We start from the raw sequence: 21,667 nt of genomic DNA on the forward strand, positions 1-21,667 counted from the left end.
TAGAAATGAAAAAAGTAATGCTCTTTTTATTTGTAGCAATTTTAGCTACAAGCTGTAATGCACAAGACACTGAGAATTCTTCCAAAAATCCTTCAGATTTAGAAATTCAAAGAGACAGCCTTCAAAAACCAAAAGCTAATTGGGAAGTAAATAAAGAAGTAGATGAAAACGGGAATATTATTCGTTACGATTCTATTTATAGTTGGTCCTCTTCCGGAAACATAAAAGGTATGGAGAATGATAGCATTTTTAACCAAATGCACACCATGATGCAAAAGCGTTTTTCTATGCTACAGTCTCCTAACCTAAATGATTTCGCAGAACACGACTCGATTATGAAACAGTTTTTTTATGATGACTTTTTTAAAGACGATTTCTTTTCTAATCGTATGCCTACTGGATTCCTAAATATGGATGAAATAATGAAGCAAATGGAAGCGATGCGACAAAACTTTTTTAACAACGAGAACAGATACATTATCCCACCAGAACCTAAAGAAAATAAAACTAAGACCATCGAAAAAAAGCAGGTGTAATAATTTTTATGGTTTAATTTTTAAAACAATTAGATTATGAAGAAACAACCTATTGAAGTTAGATTAGTTAGTAAAAAAGGAAATGCTTACCTTATTAAATTCCCTAATCTAGAAATCCCAGTTAAGGTAAACGAACATCTTTACTACAAAATGCTTCACAGTCCAGAATATCAATTTAGATTTTCTAATGCCGTGGCCAAACAACCGCATTTAGCTTAGCTTTTTTTACAATTAAAAATGATTGCTCAAAAGTGAGCAATCATTTTTAACTTCAACAAAATTTAACACTAACCTTCTGTTAATTAATTTTTTAGCTGACAAATATCATAAGAGGTTTTAAATCTTAGTGATAACTTTAAATACTACGAACCATAAAATCCTCTGATTATGTTATCTGTCTTATTACCTACCGATTTTTCAAAAAATTCTGAAAATGCTATTATCTATGCCTTAGAATTGTATAAAAATGAAGACTGTAAATTTCACTTTTTACACTGCTACCCTCCAGTCATTTTTTCATATGAATATCAAATAGAAAAAGGATTAATAGGAAAGGATGTTCACAAACTTCTCCAAGAAGAATCTAAAGAGCGGCTTTATGAATTTGCATTGTCTTTAATGCACAAACACGGTAAAAACCAAGAGTTTGAAGTAGAAGTCGTAAGTGGTTTTTTGCCAGATCGTATCTCTAACACAGTATTAAACAACAATATTGATATTATCGTTATGGGAACCAAAGGTGCAACAGACTCTGACCGCGTGGTTTTTGGTAGCAACACCATACAGGTTATAAACAAACGTTGTTGCCCAGTCATAGCTATACCAGATGACTATAAGCTTGTAGGCTTGGAGAATATATTATTCCCATCAGATTTAAACATTACGTTTAGAAATAAGCATTTTCTACCTATACTAAACATATTAAAATTACATAAAAGCAGTATCAATCTTCTGCATGTTTCAATATTAGGGCTTACATCCAAACAAAAAGTACATAAAGAATTCATCAAAGAAACATTTACAGATTACAATACCTCATTCGAGATATTAAAAGAAAAAGACATTACAGAGGTTGTCTATAATTACCAGCAAAAATATAAGTCTGAACTTCTGGTAATGATAAATAATAAACATACATTTTTTGAAAATCTTTTCTTTAAACCAACAATTTCAAAAATTGCTATGCACCTAAACACACCATTTATGGTGATACCAGCATAAGGCTCCTAATCCAAAAACTTTATAGAATTAATGCGTAAATTTTCTGTAGTATCTACAACACTTAGAGCATTACATCTTAAAAAAGGCTTAACCTCTAAAAGTAAAATGATAAAGTCTTAAATTATAACTATGGTGTGTTTAAACATGAAAGACTAACAAAGGAGCTCTTAGTTTTTTACTAATCTCTGTTGTTGATGAACCAGTAAAGAATCTTTCGAAAAGACTTTCTCTCTGCACCAGCAAAGCAATTAAATCTATACTATGCGTTTGCACATAAGCGTTTACGACATGATGCATAGACGCGTTGTTAACAACATGATACTTGTAGTTAAAACCGATCAAATATGTTTCTAAATATTGTTGGTCTTTAAGTTCCTCTGTTGAAACTTCATTGTTTGGTTTTATCCTTAAAATATGGAGCTTTTTAGAGTGTGTTTTTGCAAAGGTTAGTAGATTCGAAAACGCATTACCATTAATAGAATTATTTAAATCCAATGGTAATAAAATTTCTTCTGCAGGCCTATACTCAAAATTCTCAGGGATTACGAGTGTTGGGCAAGCAACCTTTCTAATAACGTTTATAGTATTACTGCCAAATATAACCTCTTTAGCTCCAGTAGCACCATTGGTTCCCATAACGATTAGATCGATGGCTCTAGAGGCTACCACCTGATTAATTGAATCTACAAACACATCATGGTCTATAAGCATTTCAAAATTATAAGCTTCATAACGAGATAACGCTTCTAAATCTGTAACGATATTTTTTAATTTGTTCTTGGGCGTTTTAACTAGTGAATCGTAAATGCTTTTATTACCTGTGGTCATTAAATCATCCGTTAAAAATGAATTGGCAACTTCAACATGCAATACGATAAAATTACAATTAGTGCCACTGAACAACTTTAAAGCAAAGTGTAGAGCATTTATAGAATTTTTTGAAAAATCAGTAAGCAAAAGTATATTTTTCATACATTAAAAGTAGTAATCATTATCTAGACTAAGCATGATTTTAGTCATCCTTTTGGTTATCTTTTTAGTATTAGAAACTTCTCATTTTTATTAAAATGGAAGTCATCTTAACAAACCAAATTAACAATACCATTAGTTTTCATTTTATTTAATGTTTAAAATCACTAATTGTTTTTTTACTTGTGATTAAATAAAAAAATAAAGCTCCAAAATTGGAGCTTTATAACTAACACAAAAATTAAAATTGCAATGAAGAATTTTAATGTGCTTTTTGAAGCTTAAATAAGCTTAAAACGATTTACTTAATAGTTAAGTTTAACGAAAATACAGTTATGGATGTTGTTCCTGATCCTGTTAGCCGTTGTCCCCAAATTTCAATATAATCATTTGGTGCAAGCTCAACAGTTCCTGATATTGAGTTACTAGATATGTCTGATGTATTGTTTACACGCATAAGCGTATTTGTTTCTGTCAATGTTGTAGAGCCGTTTTTTCTAATAAAAAAGGCGTAAAAATCGCCAACGCCAGAGTTGCCTCTAATAGATAATGCTGCATTGAGCTGAAATGTTCTCGTTTTTTTTCCGGTATACGTTATTCTATTGTCTTGAGTTGACATTGTTCTTAAAGCATTTACTAAAGTTGTGGTATTAGAATTACTGTTTCCTCTTAAGTTTAACGGACTGTTATTAGTAACCGATTGAACAAAACCTGTTGTGATAGTGCCATCGTAGTAGATGTTACCACCACTAACCTCGTCTGATTCTACTGGTATTCCTGGGCAATTCACATTCCACGAATTATTAAAATTATATCCTGTATATGTACCTACCGTATATCCATCTACATACTGGCTACTGGTACCAGAAAAACTCACGCCAGTAAGAACAGCATTTAGTACTGTTGGGCTATTACTAACATCGATACCTTTTGCAGATCCATTGACAACCATAAACCCACCTTGTTTTTGTATAAACTCAAAAGTACCTGTGTACGTTTCGTAAGTACCAGAGTTATTGGATTGCCATCCTGTATTGCTAATTAAAAGATCAGTAATATCTGTATATGTAAGGCCATTAGCGTTATTTAAAAATTGTACGATACTAAAAAACACCAATTTATAGCCTGCAATAGCACCAACTGCATTAGAGTTTGCAATAACAGCATCTCTTACAATAAGATTTTGGGAAGTTGTACCGTTAAGTCCAAAAACAGTACCTCCTGGAGCAGAAAGCGTTACATTTTTTAGCACACCTCCTTTTGTACTAGAAAACATGGTGCCACCTGTTTTAATTAAAACATCCTCGTAGGTGTCCATACCAGAAACAATGGCATTATTAAGATTAATAGGATAAGCTAGGTTTATAGTTCCGTTAATTTCATAAAAAGTGTTTTCATCTAAAAGATACTCTGCACCACCACCATTGGTTAGCTCATCGCTTAAGTCGGTTACAGATTTAATTAATTTATGATTATTTCTGACTTTAGAATCAATCTTAGTCCATTGACTGGCATCATAGAAATAGAAGGCATTATCTGTTGTATCAAATACCAATAAGCCGTTTGCAGGGCTTGTAATGGCCAATCGTTGAACACTAGTCATTCTTGGTGCTAGTAATCCTTTTGATGTAGAATTAATATCGAGCATCGAAGATGCATCTGGTGTTAAAGTTCCGATACCAACTTGTGCCATAGCACTATAGCTGGTTAACATCAAAACTAAACATGTAATTAAAATTAGTTTAGAATTAAGCTTTTTCATAATTAGTAGGTTAAAATTTTTGTAGTTATTTGGGTGTTTTCTGTTTTTAATAAAATGATATATACGCCTTCTTTTTCTGCAAATGGAATACTGATTCTTTCACTATCATTTATACCATTTACCTTTGTTAAAAGCAATTGTCCTAACGCATTATAAATTTCTATTTTATCGATAGTTGCGCGTTGGTAGTTATAAATTTCAATAGCATCTACACCATTATAGTACACCTTGGGTTTAGACATAGTATTCTCTTCTACATCTAAAGTATTCATTGGCAGAAACGCTAGTGTATAGCGATCATAGAAATCCCCTTGTTGTGGATTAAATTCATAATTAGCGACTGTTAAATCGTACTCAGTATTCGTATAATTGTCTCGCAGAAATATAGGATGATCAAAGTTCTCAAAGGTATCTATCATTATACTGTGAGTACCTGTTTCGGAAACTTTTAGTGCAAGATCAAATTCCATTTGCTCGTTAAAATCTCCAACACCTTGAATGGCAAATGGACTGTTGATATCATCTTCTATTACAAAGAATAAATCATCTTCCCTTAATCCATTTATTAGAGCATCATAACCATGGTTGTAATTCTCGTTTGCCTGTGAGTTGGGCATGAAGCCCAATAATAACTGTCTATGAAAACCTTCAGGATCTTCGTAACCAATTCTTATGTATTTATTTGTATTGGTCATACTCTCGCTATTTCTATAGAATGTGGTTTCTGAAGCGCTTTCGGTTTTAAAAATTCTTTGGGCATTATTAAACTGAATTGTACCAGAGTTTGAAGCTTGAACAAAAAAGCCCTGACCTACGGATACGTATTGAGAAGGGGCTGTTACTGTCCCTGAATTACCGATTCCGCTTATTAAAGACGATGCTACAGATGGTGTTACACCGCCTGTGAGGTTTCTTACGGCATAACCACCCAGATAATCTGTTAAATAGTGTGAGTTAGACCCTCCATCTACCCAAAAGTAAAGCGCATTAACAACACTAGCATTGTCAGTTAAAAATTGCTGAGCATCTAATGCTGATGGATACGGATTACCTAATAAAGCACTTTCACCAGAGTTTATACTAAAACTGTAATCACCATTGTTTGCATCACCATAGAATACGTAATTCTGTTGAGATGCAGATGCACCAGTACCTTTCATTGTAAACCCTTGTCCTGGGCTGAGGACTGAATTTTCATCTATAGACAACCAATCTGCATACGTTCCGTTACCCATAGCATATGTGTAAAGCCAATATTTGTTAATGGTAAGTGGTGTAGTAACATTTCCGCTGCCATCGGTAACAGATGGTAAACCATTGTAAGGAAATCCATTGTTAAAACCTACAGGTTGCGGACTGAATGGATTAAGGCTGGCATCTGTACCATCAAAAACACACGTAGAAATAGAGAAATCTCCTGTGCGATTTACTGGTGAAGACCAATAATTAAATCTGTGAACCGAACTATCACCTTGTTGATCTATAAGTAATTTTCCAGATCCAATGGTGTTGATGTCTAATCCTGAGTTAGCCTGAATTAGTTGTGACTCACCCAAAAGTCTTAGATCACCATTTTTAATATGTAGAGAATTCCCAAGATGTAATCCTATTGCATCTGCAATAGACAATCCTTTTGCTGATGGTGATGTTATATCAACCTCTAAATTGTAAAAGTTGATTTGATTTGTTGACCCTGTAATTTCTTGATTATCGTTGGTAATACTCTTAAAAAATGTTGTCCCACCATTGGAAGTCGTAGTACCATTATTTACAAAATTTGAACTGAGATAAAGATTACCATCAGAATTATGATTCCCTGAATTCTCATAATTAGACGTGAAGCTTACTTCTGTACCTGAAACAATTTTAAAATCGCCGAGATTACTTATTTGCGCCAAAACCTGCTCTTGAAATAATAGCAAGAGCATTATTACTATAGTAGTTTTTTTTGTCATATCTAAAGTTTTCTTCAAGATGTTTTCTTATACTGCATGTTGCTCAAGTGTTCTTCGTACACCTTAGCAAACTTTTCTACTGTTAACGGTTTACACAAATAACCAGCACATAGCGTATTATTTTTAGCTTTGGATATGTCTTCTGCATACAGTGATGAGGTTAACATATAAATTTTAAATTTTGTGCTTTGTCCATTAAAATGTCTTTCTACCTTTTTTAAAAATTCAAAACCATCCATTTGTGGCATATTTATATCTACCAGTATCAGTTCTGGTACAGCCAATACATCGGACCCACAGTCTTTATGGCATAATTGAAGAAAGTAAAGTGCAGAATCACCATTAGTAAAACTTCTGGTTTTTATCTCTGGATTATATTTTTCAATAATCTTTTTTGTAACAAATAGATCGATCTTATTGTCGTCTACGATCATAACGTTTTTAATCATTTTGTTTATGTTTTTGTTGATTTGGGATTGCTATTTTAAAGGTGGTGCCAACACCTAATTGGCTATCTACCGTAATAGAGCCTTGCAAGTCTTCTACAATACATTTTACGATATATAGGCCAAGTCCGGTGCCTTGTTTACCTTCGTTACTTGCTCTATGGTAGATGTCAAAAACTTTATCTTTATTTTTATCACTTATACCAACACCATTGTCTGATACGATTAGTTGTACCTGATTATTTATCTGTTTTACATCGATATTAATTTTGGGACAAAAATCATCACTTGGTGCTTTACTGTAAATGATGGCATTTTGAATGAGGTTCTGTAATATTGAACAAAACAATTCTCTGTTTGATAAAAATCTTTTGGTCTGCTCAATTTCAATGTGAAAATCGATATGCTCGTAATTATCTAGCCCACTTAACATTTTTAATACTTTGTTAATTTCCTTTTCAAAGTCTATGATGTTAAGTTCATTTTTCTTTTCAGAAATAGAGGCAGCAAAGGCGAGATTATTAAATAGAAGTTTTCCTTGGTCTAATGTAGTACTGAGCATTTCTAAAAGCTCTTTGGTAATGTCATCTATATCTTCATGTTTTATTAACTCAATAAGGCCTTCTGCAGAGGATATAGGAGCTTTTAAATCGTGTGCAGAACGGTATAAAAATAACTCTAGATCTTTGGTTTTTTGTATTAAACGTTTTTCTAGCTTTTTTCGCTTAGAAACATCAAGCATTATAGCCGAGAAATAACGATCCTTGCCACAATACCATTCGTGAATCGTCAGTTCTACCGGAAACTCTTCACCATTTTTTTTAAACCCAACTAGTTCAGTGGTTTCACCTCTTGTATGACCACCTGTAGTTTCTTTAATTTTTAAGAGTTCTTTTATGCCTTCTTCTAGATACTTTTTGGAAATGAGCATAGTCAAAGACCTGCCTATAACCTCAGACTCCGTATAACCAAATGCTAGCTGTGCTCCCTTATTCCATTCTTTTATAGTACCATCTTCATCAGTGACAATGATGATACCAAACTCACACGACTTTAAAACAGCTTTATATTTGGTTTCGATGTCCTTAAGTCGCTTCAAAATTCTTACATCTTTTGTTTTTACCTCTGTAGTTATATTAGCATGCGTAACTTCGCCAGACTTGTTAAATACGGGTTCTATATATGAAATGTAAAGCTGATTACCAGAACTACTGGCACATGATGTAAATTGAAAATCTAAAGGCATTTTATTAGAAAAGACTTCCTTTATTTTAGACCTGATAGCATCGTGATAATCCTTATCCAAGAAATCATATACGTAAGATCCCACAATACTATCGTAGTCTTTACTTATTTCGTTATCCGTTGCTCTTAAGATTTTTGCTCTACTATTGATGGCTATAGTTATGTCACTAATATTTTTAATTGCAACTTTATTTTCCCTTACTCTTGTGTCAGAAATATTTTGAAGCTCGTAATAGTCTGTAATGTTTTCGTAAATAGAAATATATTTCTGATTATCGTTTTGGGATTGCATAGGGTATATTGCCGTTTCTAACCAAAGATTCTTACAATCCTTAGATTTATGGCACAAAACACCCTTCCAAGAATGACCGTTATTTATGGCACTCCACAATTCTTTATATACCTTATCAGTACTTAGATGAGACTTTAAAATATCGTTTCCGTACCCAAGGATAGAATTTTTTGGTTTACCGATAAGATTGCAGTAATTATCGTTTGCATAAATTACACGACCCACATTATCTGTAATGGTAAATGTTAGATGCATCCCTAGCACCTTTAAAACCTCAAGACTAATTTCTTCGAATTTTATTTTTTCAAGTTTTTGTACTTTCATTTTCCTGTATCGTTATCCTCTGCACAATACTCCATTGCTTTATTTACATCTTCAAAAATTCTAAATGGTTTGTGAGGTTCATAAATTCTTTTAAAAGCGAGCACGAGCAGTTTACTTTGTAATGTATTTATTACAAATGCTTGGCGTGTTGTATTTTGTTGAAAGGCTTCATTATTGCTGATTAATTTAACCGCCTCTACGGAAAAACTTCCTACTACGTTTCTCAGATCTACGACCATAGGAACACTTCTACCCTCAGTAAGTTGTTTTATGGTTTTTAGATAATTGACAACATCCTTTTCCATCAATTTATAGCTCATACTTGTATTCAAAAATTGACAAAACAGAATCCCTTCATCGATCCATAGTCTTACGGTTTCAAAATCATAAATTGTTGTAATTGGCACGTGTAAATTATTTGTTGCACTTTCCTTTACCAATGCTATGCCAAGGACAAATTTTTAATACAAAAGAGATGTAATACATTGATTCTCTTATATTTATTTTTTTATCTAAAAAAAAGAAGCCCACGATTTAGCGTGGGCTTATAGTTTTGAAAAGTATTATTTACGAAATACCGTGATTAGGATTTGGCGACTCCTAGCTTTTTCATCCTGTCTCTTAGCGTACTTGGTTTTATATCTAAAGCTTCGGCTGCACCATTAGAGCCTTCAATTTTCCAATTACACTTTTTTAATACTTGCTTAATATGTAAGCGTTGTACCTCGTTTAGACTTAATGTTGACAAATCAACTGGGTTTTCTTTATTGGACGTGGCAAATCCTGGAACAACCAGAGCGTTTTTATTACTTAAAATTACAGCGCGTTCAATAAGGTTTTCTAGCTCGCGTATGTTGCCAGGCCAATCGTAGTTGTAGAGTGCATCTCTGGTTTCTTGTGATATAAATTTAATAGTCTTTCCATATTTTTTACAAAATTTATTGACGAAATGTTCGATTAAAATAGGTATATCCTCCTGCCGTTCTCTAAGAGGTGGTACATGAATAGGAAATACATTAATTCTGTAATATAAGTCTTCTCTAAACCGTTTAAGCTTAACATCTTCTTTTAAGTTTCTGTTCGTGGCCGAAATTATTCTAATATCTACCTTATGCACTTTTGAGTCTCCAATAGGCTCAATCTCAAACTCTTGTATTGCTCTAAGTAGTTTAGGTTGCATTTCTAATGGTAATTCTCCTATTTCGTCTAAAAAGAGTGTGCCACCATCTGCAAGCTTGAATTTTCCGTCCTTATCACTAAATGCTCCTGTAAATGATCCTTTTTTATGCCCAAATAGTTCACTCTCTATTAACTCTCTTGGTATTGCAGCGCAATTTACCTTTATAAGTGGTTTCTCTTTTCTATCACTATTGTTATGAATAGCTCTGGCAATTAATTCTTTACCTGTACCTGTTTCGCCATAAATAAAGACTGTAGCGTCGGTATCAGCTACGCGCTCTACATCGGTTAATACATTACTAAATAGTGCACTGCCATAAACCATATCTTCATAATTAAATACCAGATCAATCTCTTCTCTCAGATATACATTTTGACGTTCTAAATCGTTCTTTAAACTATTTAGTTCTGCTAGTGATGATTTTAATTTTTTGTTAGTATGCTCTAGTTCTTCTTGTACTTTTCTACGATGGTTATGTTCTAAGGCTAAGGAAATAACACTTGCTACTGTGGTTACAAATTGTTCTTCTTCTGGTGTCCAGTGACGCTTTTGCTCCATTTGCTCAAAACATATAACTCCAAAGGGTTGTTCTGATCCCATTATAAAAGCATCTAGCATGGAGCGTATATTAAACTTATTTAAATAATTTTTTTTGTAATCTTCGTTAATGGCATCATTAGTTGCGACGTCAACTACCATTACTATTTTTTGTTCATATAACTTATCAAAATAATTGGGATAATTTTCTGTCTTTAGTACGGCATTATTTAAGAATTCTTCTTGCTCTGAATGGTATGCTTTTATGCATTCTATTTTTGTTTGATTATCGCTAAATTTCCAAACGCTCACGCGGTTTACCTCAAGTACATTTGAAGAGATCAATGTGACCTCTTTTAAAAACTCGTCAATATTTTCGTCCTTTAGATTGATTAACTTTAAAATGGAGTTTTTCTTTTCTGTGGCTTTTTTTGATTTGGCAATCAATGAGTTTTGATACTTTACTTGTTCTGAAATATCGACAGCCGTAGATGCATAGCCAAGTAACTTATTATTCTCGTCCAAAATTTCTGTTGTAGAAATACGAACTTGTAAGCGCTCACCATTAACTCTTTTAAAGGTAAGTTGGCCTCTACTAGATCCACCAGATAAAAACGCTGTAAAGTATTGCTTAATGTTGTCGTATTCTTCGAGTGGCCAGTGCGGAAAAGGTGCTTTCTTACCAATAACATCTTTTTCTACATAACCTGTTAATTCCTTAAAGGCTTTATTAATTCTTATACACTTTAGGTCTTTGTCGAGTATAAAAACGGCCTCATAAACGCTTTCTAAGAGACGGTTAGAAAAATTTGTTAATACTTTGAGCTCTTTGGTTAATTTTACAAGGTCACCAATATCTACAATTGATGTAAGTACTAGTTTGGTATTTTCATTTTCTAATAATTGAAATGTAGCAAGCCCGTATGCTTTATTTCCATTTTTATTATAAATTTCTATTTTGCGAGATCTTATTAAAGCAGACTCACTGAGCATCTCTTGTAAGTTCTCTAAATTAGAGGGGTTAATAATATTTAATTCTACACCTGTCTTACCTAAAACTTCTGAGCGTTTGTAACCTGTAAAGTTCTCCCATGATTCATTGACATCTACTATGGCACCACTATCAAACTCAGATAATGCCTTGGCGGCTGGACTAGACTTAAATATCTCTAAAAAATAGTCCTCTTCTAAATCTTGCGGTTTTACTTTAGGTGGCTTATTTTTTTGTAGATCTTTCATGTTAGGTTGGTTTAATGGGCAAAAAATTTTTTGGTACAATTAATATCTAATAACTGTAGAATTTATATCCTATTTAATTTACAAATTTTTTTTTAATTGGATGTTTTACAGGCTAGTAATTACAATTGCAAGTGAAAAATTTGGCGACATTTAGCAGTTCGCATATGGAATATATACTCTAACTTTTGTTACTTGTGGCATCATAAAATTGCCGAAAGAAATAATTGAATACTGGCCCGATAATATATAATAAAGAAAAACGCATGTCTTTCTCATTTATTAATTTACAGGATTAGATATTATAAATCATGGTATTATTTTGAATGCTAACATACAGAATAAGACAGCAAAAAAGCCAAACACAAAAAGTGTTTGGCCTTAGTAGCGGGAACTGGACTCGAACCAGTGACCTTCGGGTTATGAGCCCGACGAGCTACCTACTGCTCTATCCCGCGATATTGGACTGCAAATATACAACGCTTTTTAGTTTTAGCAAGTTTTTATACTAAAAAAAAAGTGCTCATTTTATTTGAACACTTTTTCTAACTCATTTATCTGGCAAAAAATAATATTAATCGTCATCCTCTTCAGAATCTAATGTTGCTAGCGCACCTTTCATGTTTACTTCGTCTAAATCAAAGTCAACAATATTTGGCAATTTATCTTTTAAAGCCGCATAATTTCCTTTAAAACCATTGTTGCTAAGCAACAGTGTTTTAAGGTTAGTCAATTGAGCCAATTCGTTTGGTAAATTGCCATAAAATGCATTATTAGATAATACTAACTCTTCTAACTGAGTTAACTCCCCTATTGAGCTCGGTAAGGTTCCTAAAAAACTATTATCAAACAAACTTAATATTCTTAGAGATTTTAGATTAGTAATGCCGTTGGGTAGCGTTCCTATAAGTTGGTTGCTACTTAAAATTAGAATTTCAAGTTTGCTAAGGTTTCCTATTGAATTTGGGATTTCTCCAGAAAAATTATTATTGTAAAGCTCTAAAATTCTTAAATTTTTTAAATGACCGATATCTGTTGGAATGGATCCTGATAAATTATTAGAGAACAACTGAAGCGTCTCTAAATTAATCATATCCGTTAGTGCTTCTGGTAGGACGCCTTCTAACTTATTAAAGGCTAAGTTTAATTTTTTAAGAGAAGATAAACCAGCTATTTCACTCGGCAGATTACCTTTTAGATTATTAAAGCTTAGATCAATAGCAACTATTTCATCATTCTCAATAGTGACACCATACCACTCTGTTACTGGCTGGTCCAAATCCCAAGACGTATTCCAAGAATCGCCATTAGTTGAATTGTAAAGTGCTACTAATGCATCTTTTTGACTTTGAGAAACGTTGGCAAACGTAAAAACAGGAAGCAAACAACATAGCAGCGTTAATTTTAAAGTTTTCATAATAGCTAGATTTTGTGGAGGGGCACATAAACTATTCAAATGTAGACACTTATACTTTAAACTGCAAATTTTTTCGACGAACTGCATATTCAGATTCGTAAAACACTAATTTATAGCGTGTTAAAAATATCTACTGTTCTAAGTTTTCGGCCTGAAAATCAACTATTTGTTGTGCTTCTGTAACTACAGAAATTTGTATTGGATTACAGCAAATTTCGCAATCTTCAACGTAGCTCTGCTGTTTTTGAGACACATCTACAAGCATAGATATTTGTTCCCAACAATAAGGACATTGAAAAAAATATTCTTCCATTTGTATACGGTTTTTAAAACTGAACGTTGAGTAATTCTCCGCTAATTTGAAGTAAAGTTAGCTCTGCCAATTTAGCGTCGTACTTAGCTTGGCTTCTGCTTAATTCTGAATTTAATAAATTAATTTGCGCTTGCCTAAACTCTATTGAATTAACTTGACCTATTTTGAATTTTTCTTGAGTTCTCTCAAAGTTGTTCTGTGCAGTAATGATGTTCTTCTCTTGAATGTTATAAATATTTAACTTGTTCATATAATCATCCCAAGCGTTATTGAAGTCGCGCTCAATACTCAATAATATATTTTCTTTTTGAAGCTGTTGCGTTTCAAGGTTAATTTTAGCATTTCTTACCCTATTAATCGTTGCACCACCATCAAAGAGATTCCAACTTAAATTTAACCCGCCAGATAATCCTGTGTTTGTTAATACAGCTACGAAGGCAGCTGCATTATTATTGTTGGTATTCCATCCATATGTGCCAGTGAGACCAATTGTTGGTAAATAAGCAGACTTACCAGAACTAATATCTAACTTACTAATTTCAATATTCTTTTCTGTTTGAAGTAAAGCGGTATTACGTTTTTTTGCTTGTTGGTACAAACTATCTTTTTGAAACTGTAATGTAAAATCTACTTTTGTTTCTACGTTATAATCTTCTGTGAATGTTTCACCTAAAACCAATTTTAAATCTCGCTTGGCATTTTTTAGTTGTTGCTTTATGTTGATGATATTTATGCTGTCATTATTAATGTCTACTTCAGCATTTAATACTTCGAGTTTGGTATTTTGTCCATACTCAAACTGATATTCTGCCCTTACTAATCTGTCTTTGGTAACTTTTAGAGTTTCTTGTAGAGTTTTTAAGTTATCAGACAATTGTGCCACATTATAATAGACCGAGAACATCTGAATAATTGTATTTTCAATAGTTTCTCTTGCTTGTAACTCTGTTAATTGATATTGCTCTTTTAAACGCTTGTAATTATAACGTCTTCCTAAGCCATCAAACAACGTGTAATTAACGGTAACACCTGCATTATACCGAGAACTTTCGGCACCATTTAAAATGGTGCTTTCTCCGTTGGCAAATTCAGCTTCCGTATTATCTAAATTGTATGTAGCACCTGCATTACCCGTTACTGTTGGTAAATACCCAGAATTTAAAATACTTGTATTATTTTCTGCTATGGTAACCTCATTTTTGGCAATCTGTACTCCATAATTATGCTCTAAAGCCTTAGAAACTGCTTCCTCTTTTGTTAAAATATTTTGAGCCTGTAGATTTACACTACATAAAACTGCCAAGATTATATAGACTTTTTTAGTGCTCATTACCTTCTTTTTGTTCTTTTATTGCTCGTTCTACTTCTTCTTTTGTAATGGCTTTACCTGTTGCCAACCATTTTGTGTTTTTCTTGATATTATTACTGAATGACAAGAATAGTGGCAATACTAATAATGTTAAAATAGTAGCATAGGCAATACCAAACGAAATAGAAATTGCCATGGGTTTTAAAAATTGTGCTTGCCTACTCTTTTCTAATAACAGTGGTGCCAAACCGGCAATTGTTGTTAATGATGTTAGAAAAATTGCTCTAAAACGCGATTTACCAGCTTCGGAAAGTGCATCGTCAAAACACATTCCTTCTTTTAGATTGCTGTTAAATTTTCCAATAAGTACCAATCCGTCGTTGACCATAATTCCTATTAAAGCTATAATTCCTAAAAGGGATAATATGTTAACCGGAAAACCTAACAACCAATGTCCCCAAGCCACAGCTGTGAGACTAAAGGGAATTAGAAGTATTAACAATAAAGGTTGAGAGTAACTTCTAAAGGTGAATGCAATTGTAATATAGATTAAGATTAAAATAGGGATTCCGGCAGCTTTTAAAGAAGTATTCAATTTATTAGCTTCTCTACTTTGTCCTTCAAAAGACGCATTAATGGTTGGATATTTAGATTGTAACTCTGGTATAAAATTCTCTTGAATATCTTCTAAAATATCTGTATTACTTGTACTTGGGTCTTTTAAATCAGCGTAGACTTGGATTTCGCGTTTACCTTCTAAGTGATTAATGGCTACGTCACCACGCTCAATACTATAGGTGGCTATATCTTTTAGCGTTACACGCTCACCTGTTGGTGTTACAATGCGCATATCATCTAAATCGTTTATGGAGCTGCGGTTGTTTTTATCGTAGCGTACCCAAACTCTAATTTCGTCTTGTCCGCGTTGGAAACGTTGCGCCTGAACACCAAAAAACCCTGAACGTACCTGTGCCATAACGGTTCTTAAATCTAGACCCAATAAGTAGGCACTTTCCTTAAGCTGTAATCGTATTTCTTTAATTCCTGCAGGATCGTTATCTCCAATATCCTTCAATAAAGGGTTAGACTGTAAATAGTTTTTTAAAGCGTCCTTAGATGCTTTTAACTCTTCAATATTGTTACTTAATAACGATACTGAAACCGGATTACCACCAAAGTTTCCTCCACTACCATAAATCAAACGTTCTGTACCAATAACTGGACCAACCAATTCTTCTAATCGTTTTGTAATTAAAAAAGATTGTATTTCATCTGGGCGTTCCTCACCTGGTAATAAATTGATTCTTAGGTTGGCAGAAGAACTACTGTTTATAGATACAATAGTATTTTCAAACAATTGTTTTCCTGTGCCTTTTAGATACTTTTCGGTAAGTTCTTCATTAACGATAAATGATTTTTCTTCAATCATAGAAATGATAGAATCCGTAACTCTAACATTTGTACCTGCAGGCATTACCAATTCTATGTTTGCAGAATCACTAGCTATTCTCGGAAAAAGCGTTACACCAATAATACCACCACCAAGGGAGCCAAATGTAAGTACTAAAAGCGCCACAAAAATACCTAGTGCCAATAACTTAAATTCCATTACAAACCGTAATGTTGGCGCATAAACTCTATCTCTTAAATAAGACATAAAACGATCGCCAGATCTATTTAACCCTCTCATAAAAGCAAAAAAACCATTAGACGATTTTTTGCTGTGCAACTCTTCTTTTTTAATTCGTAATGCTTTTGAATGTGCTAAATGGGCAGGAAGAATAATTAACGCTTCAATAAGCGATACCACCAACGTTAAAATTACAATAACCGACACCTCACTAAAGAACTCTCCAATTCTACTTTCTAAAAAGAAAAATAATGAAAACGCTAAAACCGTTGTTGTAATTGCAGAAACCACAGGTGGAATAACTTCTAAAGTACCATCTATTGCGGCTTGTATAGGTTTCTTTCCTTTTTCGTAATGCTGGTAGATATTCTCCGCAATAACAATACCATCATCTACCAAAATACCAATAACGATAATCATACCAAAGAGTGATAATACGTTGATAGTCACATCGAACTGACCTGCAAAGATGAACATGCCCAAAAATGAAATAGGCAAACCAAAGGCTACCCACAATGCCAGCCTGGTATTAAGAAAAATGGATAAAAACACTAAAACCAACAACATACCTACAATGGCGTTTTCTGTAAGTAATTGCGTTCTTTGATTTAGTGTAATTGATAAATCCCTAACAACACTAAGATGTACGTTAGAGTATTTTTGATTGTATTCTTCAATATACTCTTTTACTTTATCCGCAGAACTTATTAAATCCTCGTTATTAGTACTAGTTATGGAGATGTTAACTGCTAATTCCTGATTGAAATAAGTTGCATTTGGTGTTTCAGAAAAACGATCTCTTATAATTGCTACATCTTTAAGACGAACCACCCTACCATCTGTAGACGCTTTTACTATAATATTAGATAGTTCCTTTCCGTAGTACTCTCTATTATTGGCTCTAATTAGATATTCTTCGGCAACGGTCTTGACATTGCCACCAGTTACCAGAATGTTTGAATTGCCTACTGCAGTAGCAACATCATTAAATGTGAGGTTATAAGCCAGCAAATCGATTTCATTAACTGCAATTTCTATTTCTTCATCTGGAAATCCAGAAATTTCAATTTGAGAAATTCCATCTATGGCTCTTAAATCGGTTTCTACTTGCCTAGCCAATTGCTTTAATGTAGATAAAGGGATATTCTTTCCGCTAATAGCAAAAGAAATGGTTTCTCTTATGGCTTCTTGTTTAGACACAACTAAAGGCTCCATACCTGTTGGGAATGATGGTACACGATCTACAGCATTCTTAACTTCGAGCAACATAAAATCTAGATTTTCACCTTTTTCGATTTCAACGGTTATTGTTCCGCTGTTTTCTCTAGATGTTGAAGTTACTCTATCAATGCCTTTAAGGCCTTTTAGGTTATCTTCAATTTGAAGCACAATGCCTTCTTCTATTTCTTGTGGCGAAGCACCAGGATAGGTAATAGCAACATTGATTATTTTTGATTCTACAAGTGGGAAAAACGAAGATTTTAGAGATAATGCGCCAATAATACCAAAAACAAAAAACGCAAGAATGAAAACGTTTACAGCAACGTGATAACTTATAAAATATTCAATAATCTTTCTCATTACTTATCAGTATCGGTTGCTGCGGCTTTAACTTGCATACCAGCATAGGCTCCAGGTACTGGCTTTTTTAGTATAACCGTTCCGTTTGGTACGTTTTTTAAGACCACCTTTTTATCAGAAAAATGTGCTGGCTTTACAGCAATTACATCTAAAATACTGTCTTTTATAACATAGATTTCTTCACTATCTAAAAGTAAATTTCTATCAACCTCAATAGCGTCCTCAACGTTTTCAGCATCTAGTCTGGCTTCCAGATACATGCCTTCTTTTAGATCTTTATGCTCAACATCGACAAACGCAGTAATGGTTTGGGTTGTTGCATCAATACTTCCGTTAACTCGAGCTACGACTCCTTTATAGGTTTTTGTATTTTCTAAATTACTTAACTCTACTTTAGCGCCTTCTTTTATAACGTCTGCATACGATTTACTTACAGCGACCTGCATCTCATAAACCGATGGATTAATAAATTCTCCAAGCTTTTGACCACTTCTAATGAGCGTCCCCTCTGTTACTAAGGCTTCTGTTAAAATCCCTGTAAAAGGTGCTGTTATTCTATATTTAGCTAAGCGTTGTTCTAGATTTTTAACGTTGTAATAAGCGCTTACGATACCACGACCTGTGATAAAGTAGTTTTCTTTTTCGCTAGATATTTTAGGTAATTGCGGTGTACTTTTGTTTAAATCGAAGTTATTAAGATAGGTTTGCCATTTAAGATATACGTCTTTAAAATCTAGTCTTAAATCTGGCATAATAGCAGCAATACTGTTGTACAAATTACTTTTTGCCGATTGTACGCTTGCATAATACTCTGAGGCATCTAGGCTAATAAGTGTTTCACCTCTGTAAAATTTTTGGCCTGGTTTAAAAAGCTTAGCTCCAGATTTAAAAACACCTTGCACTTCAGAATACAATTCTACACGCTCCTTGGCGATGAGATTACCGTTAGCAGAAATTATTATTGGGACTGTAGTATTTTTAACGGTATCTACCAAAACGGTTTTAACCACTTTTGGCACTACAGGTTTTGGTTTATTTTTATTGGCTATAAGATAGTTTGCAGAAAGAAATGCGCCTACAATTAAAGCAACGCCTAAAATTGAAAGAATTATTTTTCTGGTCATAATAATGATGGTGGTAAATAATCTACAAATTTACTTTTATGTTATGCGTTAAGTCGTTAAAATAATCTTAATGTTAACTCAAAAGCTTACAACAACATCTTTTTATGAGAGAAGCGTTTTTGGTAATAAGGTTTAAGTTTAAGCTAGTGCCTCTATTTGAAGTGTTATATCTTCCCAATCTTCCATTAACTGAGCTAATTCCTTTTTATTGCTTTGATAAGTATCGAAGAATTTTGGATCTGACGCTGTTTTATCATAGTCGGTTTCTAGTTTAAAGTCATCTTCTTTAATGGCATTTTCTAGTTGGTTGATTTTAGCTTCAATATTACTAAGTTTATTGTTTAGTGCTTTTATTTTTTTCTGGTCTTTATAGCTTTTTTTATTGCTTTCCTTAGGCTTATCTTCAATAATGGTGCGTTTTTCGGCTTCTCTAAGGTTTTCGATATTACGTTGTTCTAAATAATAATCGATATCGCCAAGGTATTCTTTTATGTTTTGGTCTTTAAACTCGTAAACGGTTTGTGTTAACCCTTGAAGAAAATCTCTATCGTGAGAGACCAAAATTAGCGTGCCTTCGAACTTTTTGAGTGCCTCTTTTAATACGTTTTTAGACTTAATATCCAAGTGGTTGGTAGGCTCGTCCATTATTAAGACATTTAATGGTTGAAGCAATAATTTTGCTAATGCCAAGCGGTTACGCTCACCACCAGATAAAACTCTAACGTATTTTTCTACCTCTTCACCCCTAAACAAGAATGCACCCAAAATATCTCGTACTTTAGAACGATTGGTTTCATTAGCAGCATCAATCATGGTATCTAAAACGGTTTTATTTCCGTCTAAATATTCTGCTTGGTTCTGCGCAAAATAGCCTATCTGCACGTTATGACCTATATTCACCTTGCCATCGTGGTTTAATTCACCAACGATGATTTTTGCTAATGTAGATTTTCCTTGACCATTCTGGCCGACAAATGCTGTTTTTACATCTCTCGGTATAGTTAGATTCACATTATTTAAAACCTGTAGGTCGCCATAATGCTTTGATACATTTTCAATCTCAACAACGACCTTTCCTGGTGCTATAGACACAGGGAAATTTAAAGTCATTACACTGTTATCATCCTCATCAACCTCAATACGTTCAATTCTATCAAGCTTTTTAATTAACGATTGTGCCATTGTTGCCTTTGAGGCTTTGGCTCTAAACTTTTCAATTAGTTTTTCGGTTTGCTGTATTTGCTTTTCCTGATTTTTTTGTGCTGCCAATTGCTGCACTTTCATTTCCTTTCTTAACTCAAGGAATTTTGTGTAAGGTTTGTTGTAATCGTAGATTCTTCCTAATGAAATTTCAATTGTTCTGTTGGTTACATTATCTAAAAACATTTTATCATGCGATACAATTACAACTGCACCTGGGTATGTTTTTAGGAAGTTTTCTAACCAGATAATAGATTCTATATCTAAGTGGTTTGTAGGCTCATCTAACAGTAGTAAATCGTTATTTTGAAGCAATAGTTTAGCAAGTTCAATACGCATTCTCCAACCGCCAGAAAAGGTATCTGTTAACTTATTGAAATCTTCACGCTTAAAACCTAAACCTTGAAGAATTTTTTCGGTTTCGCCTTGATAATTATAACCACCTAATATTTCGTATTGGTGTTGAATGTCATTCAAATCAATCATTAATTGGTTATAAGCTTCGCTTTCGTAATCTGTGCGCTCTGCTAATTGAGTATTAATGTTTTCTAGCTTCGCTTCACACGCTTTAATCTGTTTAAAAGCTTCATAAGATTCTTCTAAAACGGTTTTACCAAAATCGAAATCGATGTCTTGTTTAAGGAAGCCAATTTTTAAGTCTTTATCTGCTGCAATTTGTCCAGAATCTGATTCTTGTTCTTTGGCTAAAATTCTTAGCATTGTAGATTTACCAGCTCCATTTTTACCAATTAAACCAATGCGATCTCCAGCGCCAAGTTTAAATGTAATATCTTCAAACAAGTATTCTCCTTGAAATGATATGGATAGATTATGGATGTTTAACATAATTAAATTTCATAAGAACAACTGTGTTAAATGTTACAATTGTTACAATGGTTGAAAGGCAATAATTTATCTTTGTAAGCCTTAAAAAACGTAAAAGTAAAGGATTTAGTCATGATACGAAAAGGAATGAAATTATATAGTATACTTTTTGGTGTTTGCCCAAAATGTCATCAAGAATCTATGTATGTAAATACAAATCCTTATGTGATTTCTAAGGTTATAAAAATGCATGATCACTGTTCTCATTGCAATACTAAATACCAGATGGAACCTTCTTTTTTTTATGGATCTATGTATGTGAGTTATGGTGTAGGTATTGCTTTTGCGGTTGCTGCGTTTATAACAACTTACATAATCTTTGAAACCTCAATTACAACAGCATTTATTAGTATTGTACTAACCTTAGCGCTCTTATTTCCTGTGATTATGAGACTTTCTAGAAATATTTGGATTAATATTTTTATGAAATACGATAAAGAGTTGGCTCACAATGTTGCAAAGTCGCAAAGCAAAGATTAGTTATCTAGCCGCGATTAATCACGAA

At 33.3% G+C, this 21,667-nt stretch carries 17 protein-coding genes and 1 tRNA gene; 4 read left to right on the forward strand and 14 right to left on the reverse strand.

From position 1 onward, the window contains the following. Positions 1 to 5: 5 nt before the first annotated feature. From BWZ20_RS05505 to BWZ20_RS05515, 3 genes are all read left to right on the forward strand, one after another. A complete protein-coding gene (locus BWZ20_RS05505) occupies positions 6 to 536 on the forward strand; it encodes a hypothetical protein (protein WP_157358327.1) in 531 nt (176 codons plus the stop codon). Between the two features lie 36 nt (positions 537 to 572). Continuing rightward, positions 573 to 755 carry a hypothetical protein gene (locus BWZ20_RS05510; RefSeq protein ID WP_076617416.1) on the forward strand — a complete coding sequence of 61 codons (183 nt, stop codon included), beginning with the start codon at positions 573 to 575 and terminating at the stop codon, positions 753 to 755. A 168-nt stretch (positions 756 to 923) separates the two neighbouring features. Beyond that, positions 924 to 1,757, forward strand: coding sequence for a universal stress protein (locus BWZ20_RS05515; protein WP_076617419.1), 834 nt, complete (start codon positions 924 to 926; stop codon positions 1,755 to 1,757). 138 nt (positions 1,758 to 1,895) lie between these two features. On the opposite strand, the gene BWZ20_RS05520 is transcribed toward BWZ20_RS05515, so the two are convergent. The 14 genes from BWZ20_RS05520 to abc-f all read right to left on the reverse strand — a co-directional run bounded on the left by BWZ20_RS05520 (position 1,896) and on the right by abc-f (position 21,123). Continuing rightward, positions 1,896 to 2,729, reverse strand: coding sequence for a universal stress protein (locus tag BWZ20_RS05520; protein WP_076617422.1), 834 nt, complete (start codon positions 2,727 to 2,729; stop codon positions 1,896 to 1,898). Between the two features lie 298 nt (positions 2,730 to 3,027). After that, a complete protein-coding gene (locus BWZ20_RS05525) occupies positions 3,028 to 4,488 on the reverse strand; it encodes a hypothetical protein (RefSeq protein ID WP_076617426.1) in 1,461 nt (486 codons plus the stop codon). A 2-nt stretch (positions 4,489 to 4,490) separates the two neighbouring features. Then, the gene (locus BWZ20_RS05530) at positions 4,491 to 6,443 is read right to left on the reverse strand and encodes a T9SS type A sorting domain-containing protein (protein WP_076617430.1); all 1,953 of its coding nucleotides are present in this window, start codon (positions 6,441 to 6,443) and stop codon (positions 4,491 to 4,493) included. A gap of 14 nt (positions 6,444 to 6,457) precedes the next feature. Continuing rightward, positions 6,458 to 6,892, reverse strand: coding sequence for a response regulator (locus BWZ20_RS05535; RefSeq protein WP_083677159.1), 435 nt, complete (start codon positions 6,890 to 6,892; stop codon positions 6,458 to 6,460). Further along, a complete protein-coding gene (locus BWZ20_RS05540; RefSeq protein WP_083677160.1) occupies positions 6,885 to 8,750 on the reverse strand; it encodes a PAS domain-containing sensor histidine kinase in 1,866 nt (621 codons plus the stop codon). The genes BWZ20_RS05535 and BWZ20_RS05540 overlap by 8 nt, the downstream gene beginning before the upstream one ends. After that, positions 8,747 to 9,157 (reverse strand): hypothetical protein, encoded by a 411-nt coding sequence (locus BWZ20_RS05545; protein ID WP_157358328.1) that lies wholly within the window; start codon positions 9,155 to 9,157, stop codon positions 8,747 to 8,749. The genes BWZ20_RS05540 and BWZ20_RS05545 overlap by 4 nt, the downstream gene beginning before the upstream one ends. A gap of 176 nt (positions 9,158 to 9,333) precedes the next feature. Beyond that, positions 9,334 to 11,706: a sigma 54-interacting transcriptional regulator gene (locus BWZ20_RS05550; RefSeq protein ID WP_076617435.1), complete on the reverse strand. Its 2,373-nt coding sequence runs from the start codon at positions 11,704 to 11,706 to the stop codon at positions 9,334 to 9,336. Between the two features lie 382 nt (positions 11,707 to 12,088). After that, positions 12,089 to 12,161: transfer RNA gene (locus BWZ20_RS05555), tRNA-Met, on the reverse strand. Positions 12,162 to 12,277: 116 nt separating this feature from the next. Beyond that, positions 12,278 to 13,120 (reverse strand): Two component regulator three Y domain protein, encoded by an 843-nt coding sequence (locus BWZ20_RS05560; protein ID WP_076621271.1) that lies wholly within the window; start codon positions 13,118 to 13,120, stop codon positions 12,278 to 12,280. A gap of 130 nt (positions 13,121 to 13,250) precedes the next feature. After that, on the reverse strand, positions 13,251 to 13,433 hold the full coding sequence (locus tag BWZ20_RS05565) for a CPXCG motif-containing cysteine-rich protein (RefSeq protein WP_076617438.1): 183 nt from the start codon (positions 13,431 to 13,433) through the stop codon (positions 13,251 to 13,253). A gap of 13 nt (positions 13,434 to 13,446) precedes the next feature. Continuing rightward, positions 13,447 to 14,763: a TolC family protein gene (locus tag BWZ20_RS05570; protein WP_076617441.1), complete on the reverse strand. Its 1,317-nt coding sequence runs from the start codon at positions 14,761 to 14,763 to the stop codon at positions 13,447 to 13,449. Beyond that, positions 14,753 to 17,953, reverse strand: coding sequence for an efflux RND transporter permease subunit (locus BWZ20_RS05575; protein WP_076617445.1), 3,201 nt, complete (start codon positions 17,951 to 17,953; stop codon positions 14,753 to 14,755). Before BWZ20_RS05575 ends, BWZ20_RS05570 begins: the two co-directional genes overlap by 11 nt. After that, complete coding sequence (locus BWZ20_RS05580) at positions 17,953 to 19,077, reverse strand: efflux RND transporter periplasmic adaptor subunit (RefSeq protein WP_076617448.1); 1,125 nt, start codon at positions 19,075 to 19,077, stop codon at positions 17,953 to 17,955. The genes BWZ20_RS05575 and BWZ20_RS05580 overlap by 1 nt, the downstream gene beginning before the upstream one ends. A 138-nt stretch (positions 19,078 to 19,215) precedes the next feature. Beyond that, complete coding sequence (abc-f, locus tag BWZ20_RS05585) at positions 19,216 to 21,123, reverse strand: ribosomal protection-like ABC-F family protein (protein ID WP_076617451.1); 1,908 nt, start codon at positions 21,121 to 21,123, stop codon at positions 19,216 to 19,218. Between the two features lie 111 nt (positions 21,124 to 21,234). Between abc-f and BWZ20_RS05590 the strand changes: the two genes are divergently transcribed. Beyond that, positions 21,235 to 21,642, forward strand: coding sequence for a DUF983 domain-containing protein (locus BWZ20_RS05590; protein ID WP_076617453.1), 408 nt, complete (start codon positions 21,235 to 21,237; stop codon positions 21,640 to 21,642). Positions 21,643 to 21,667: the final 25 nt, after the last annotated feature.

It is taken from the genome of Winogradskyella sp. J14-2, assembly GCF_001971725.1.
In the GTDB taxonomy this organism is placed as follows: Bacteria; Bacteroidota; Bacteroidia; order Flavobacteriales; family Flavobacteriaceae; genus Winogradskyella.

Excerpts from the sequence above, each read along its gene's own strand:
- BWZ20_RS05505 (WP_157358327.1), top strand. The coding sequence starts at position 6 with ATGAAAAAAGTAATGCTCTTTTTATTTGTAGCAATTTTAGCTACAAGC.
- BWZ20_RS05510 (WP_076617416.1), top strand. The coding sequence starts at position 573 with ATGAAGAAACAACCTATTGAAGTTAGATTAGTTAGTAAAAAAGGAAAT.
- BWZ20_RS05515 (WP_076617419.1), top strand. The coding sequence starts at position 924 with ATGTTATCTGTCTTATTACCTACCGATTTTTCAAAAAATTCTGAAAAT.
- BWZ20_RS05520 (WP_076617422.1), bottom strand. The coding sequence starts at position 2,729 with ATGAAAAATATACTTTTGCTTACTGATTTTTCAAAAAATTCTATAAAT.
- BWZ20_RS05525 (WP_076617426.1), bottom strand. The coding sequence starts at position 4,488 with ATGAAAAAGCTTAATTCTAAACTAATTTTAATTACATGTTTAGTTTTG.
- BWZ20_RS05530 (WP_076617430.1), bottom strand. The coding sequence starts at position 6,443 with ATGACAAAAAAAACTACTATAGTAATAATGCTCTTGCTATTATTTCAA.
- BWZ20_RS05535 (WP_083677159.1), bottom strand. The coding sequence starts at position 6,892 with ATGATTAAAAACGTTATGATCGTAGACGACAATAAGATCGATCTATTT.
- BWZ20_RS05540 (WP_083677160.1), bottom strand. The coding sequence starts at position 8,750 with ATGAAAGTACAAAAACTTGAAAAAATAAAATTCGAAGAAATTAGTCTT.
- BWZ20_RS05550 (WP_076617435.1), bottom strand. The coding sequence starts at position 11,706 with ATGAAAGATCTACAAAAAAATAAGCCACCTAAAGTAAAACCGCAAGAT.
- BWZ20_RS05560 (WP_076621271.1), bottom strand. The coding sequence starts at position 13,120 with ATGAAAACTTTAAAATTAACGCTGCTATGTTGTTTGCTTCCTGTTTTT.
- BWZ20_RS05565 (WP_076617438.1), bottom strand. The coding sequence starts at position 13,433 with ATGGAAGAATATTTTTTTCAATGTCCTTATTGTTGGGAACAAATATCT.
- BWZ20_RS05570 (WP_076617441.1), bottom strand. The coding sequence starts at position 14,763 with ATGAGCACTAAAAAAGTCTATATAATCTTGGCAGTTTTATGTAGTGTA.
- BWZ20_RS05575 (WP_076617445.1), bottom strand. The coding sequence starts at position 17,953 with ATGAGAAAGATTATTGAATATTTTATAAGTTATCACGTTGCTGTAAAC.
- BWZ20_RS05580 (WP_076617448.1), bottom strand. The coding sequence starts at position 19,077 with ATGACCAGAAAAATAATTCTTTCAATTTTAGGCGTTGCTTTAATTGTA.
- abc-f (WP_076617451.1), bottom strand. The coding sequence starts at position 21,123 with ATGTTAAACATCCATAATCTATCCATATCATTTCAAGGAGAATACTTG.
- BWZ20_RS05590 (WP_076617453.1), top strand. The coding sequence starts at position 21,235 with ATGATACGAAAAGGAATGAAATTATATAGTATACTTTTTGGTGTTTGC.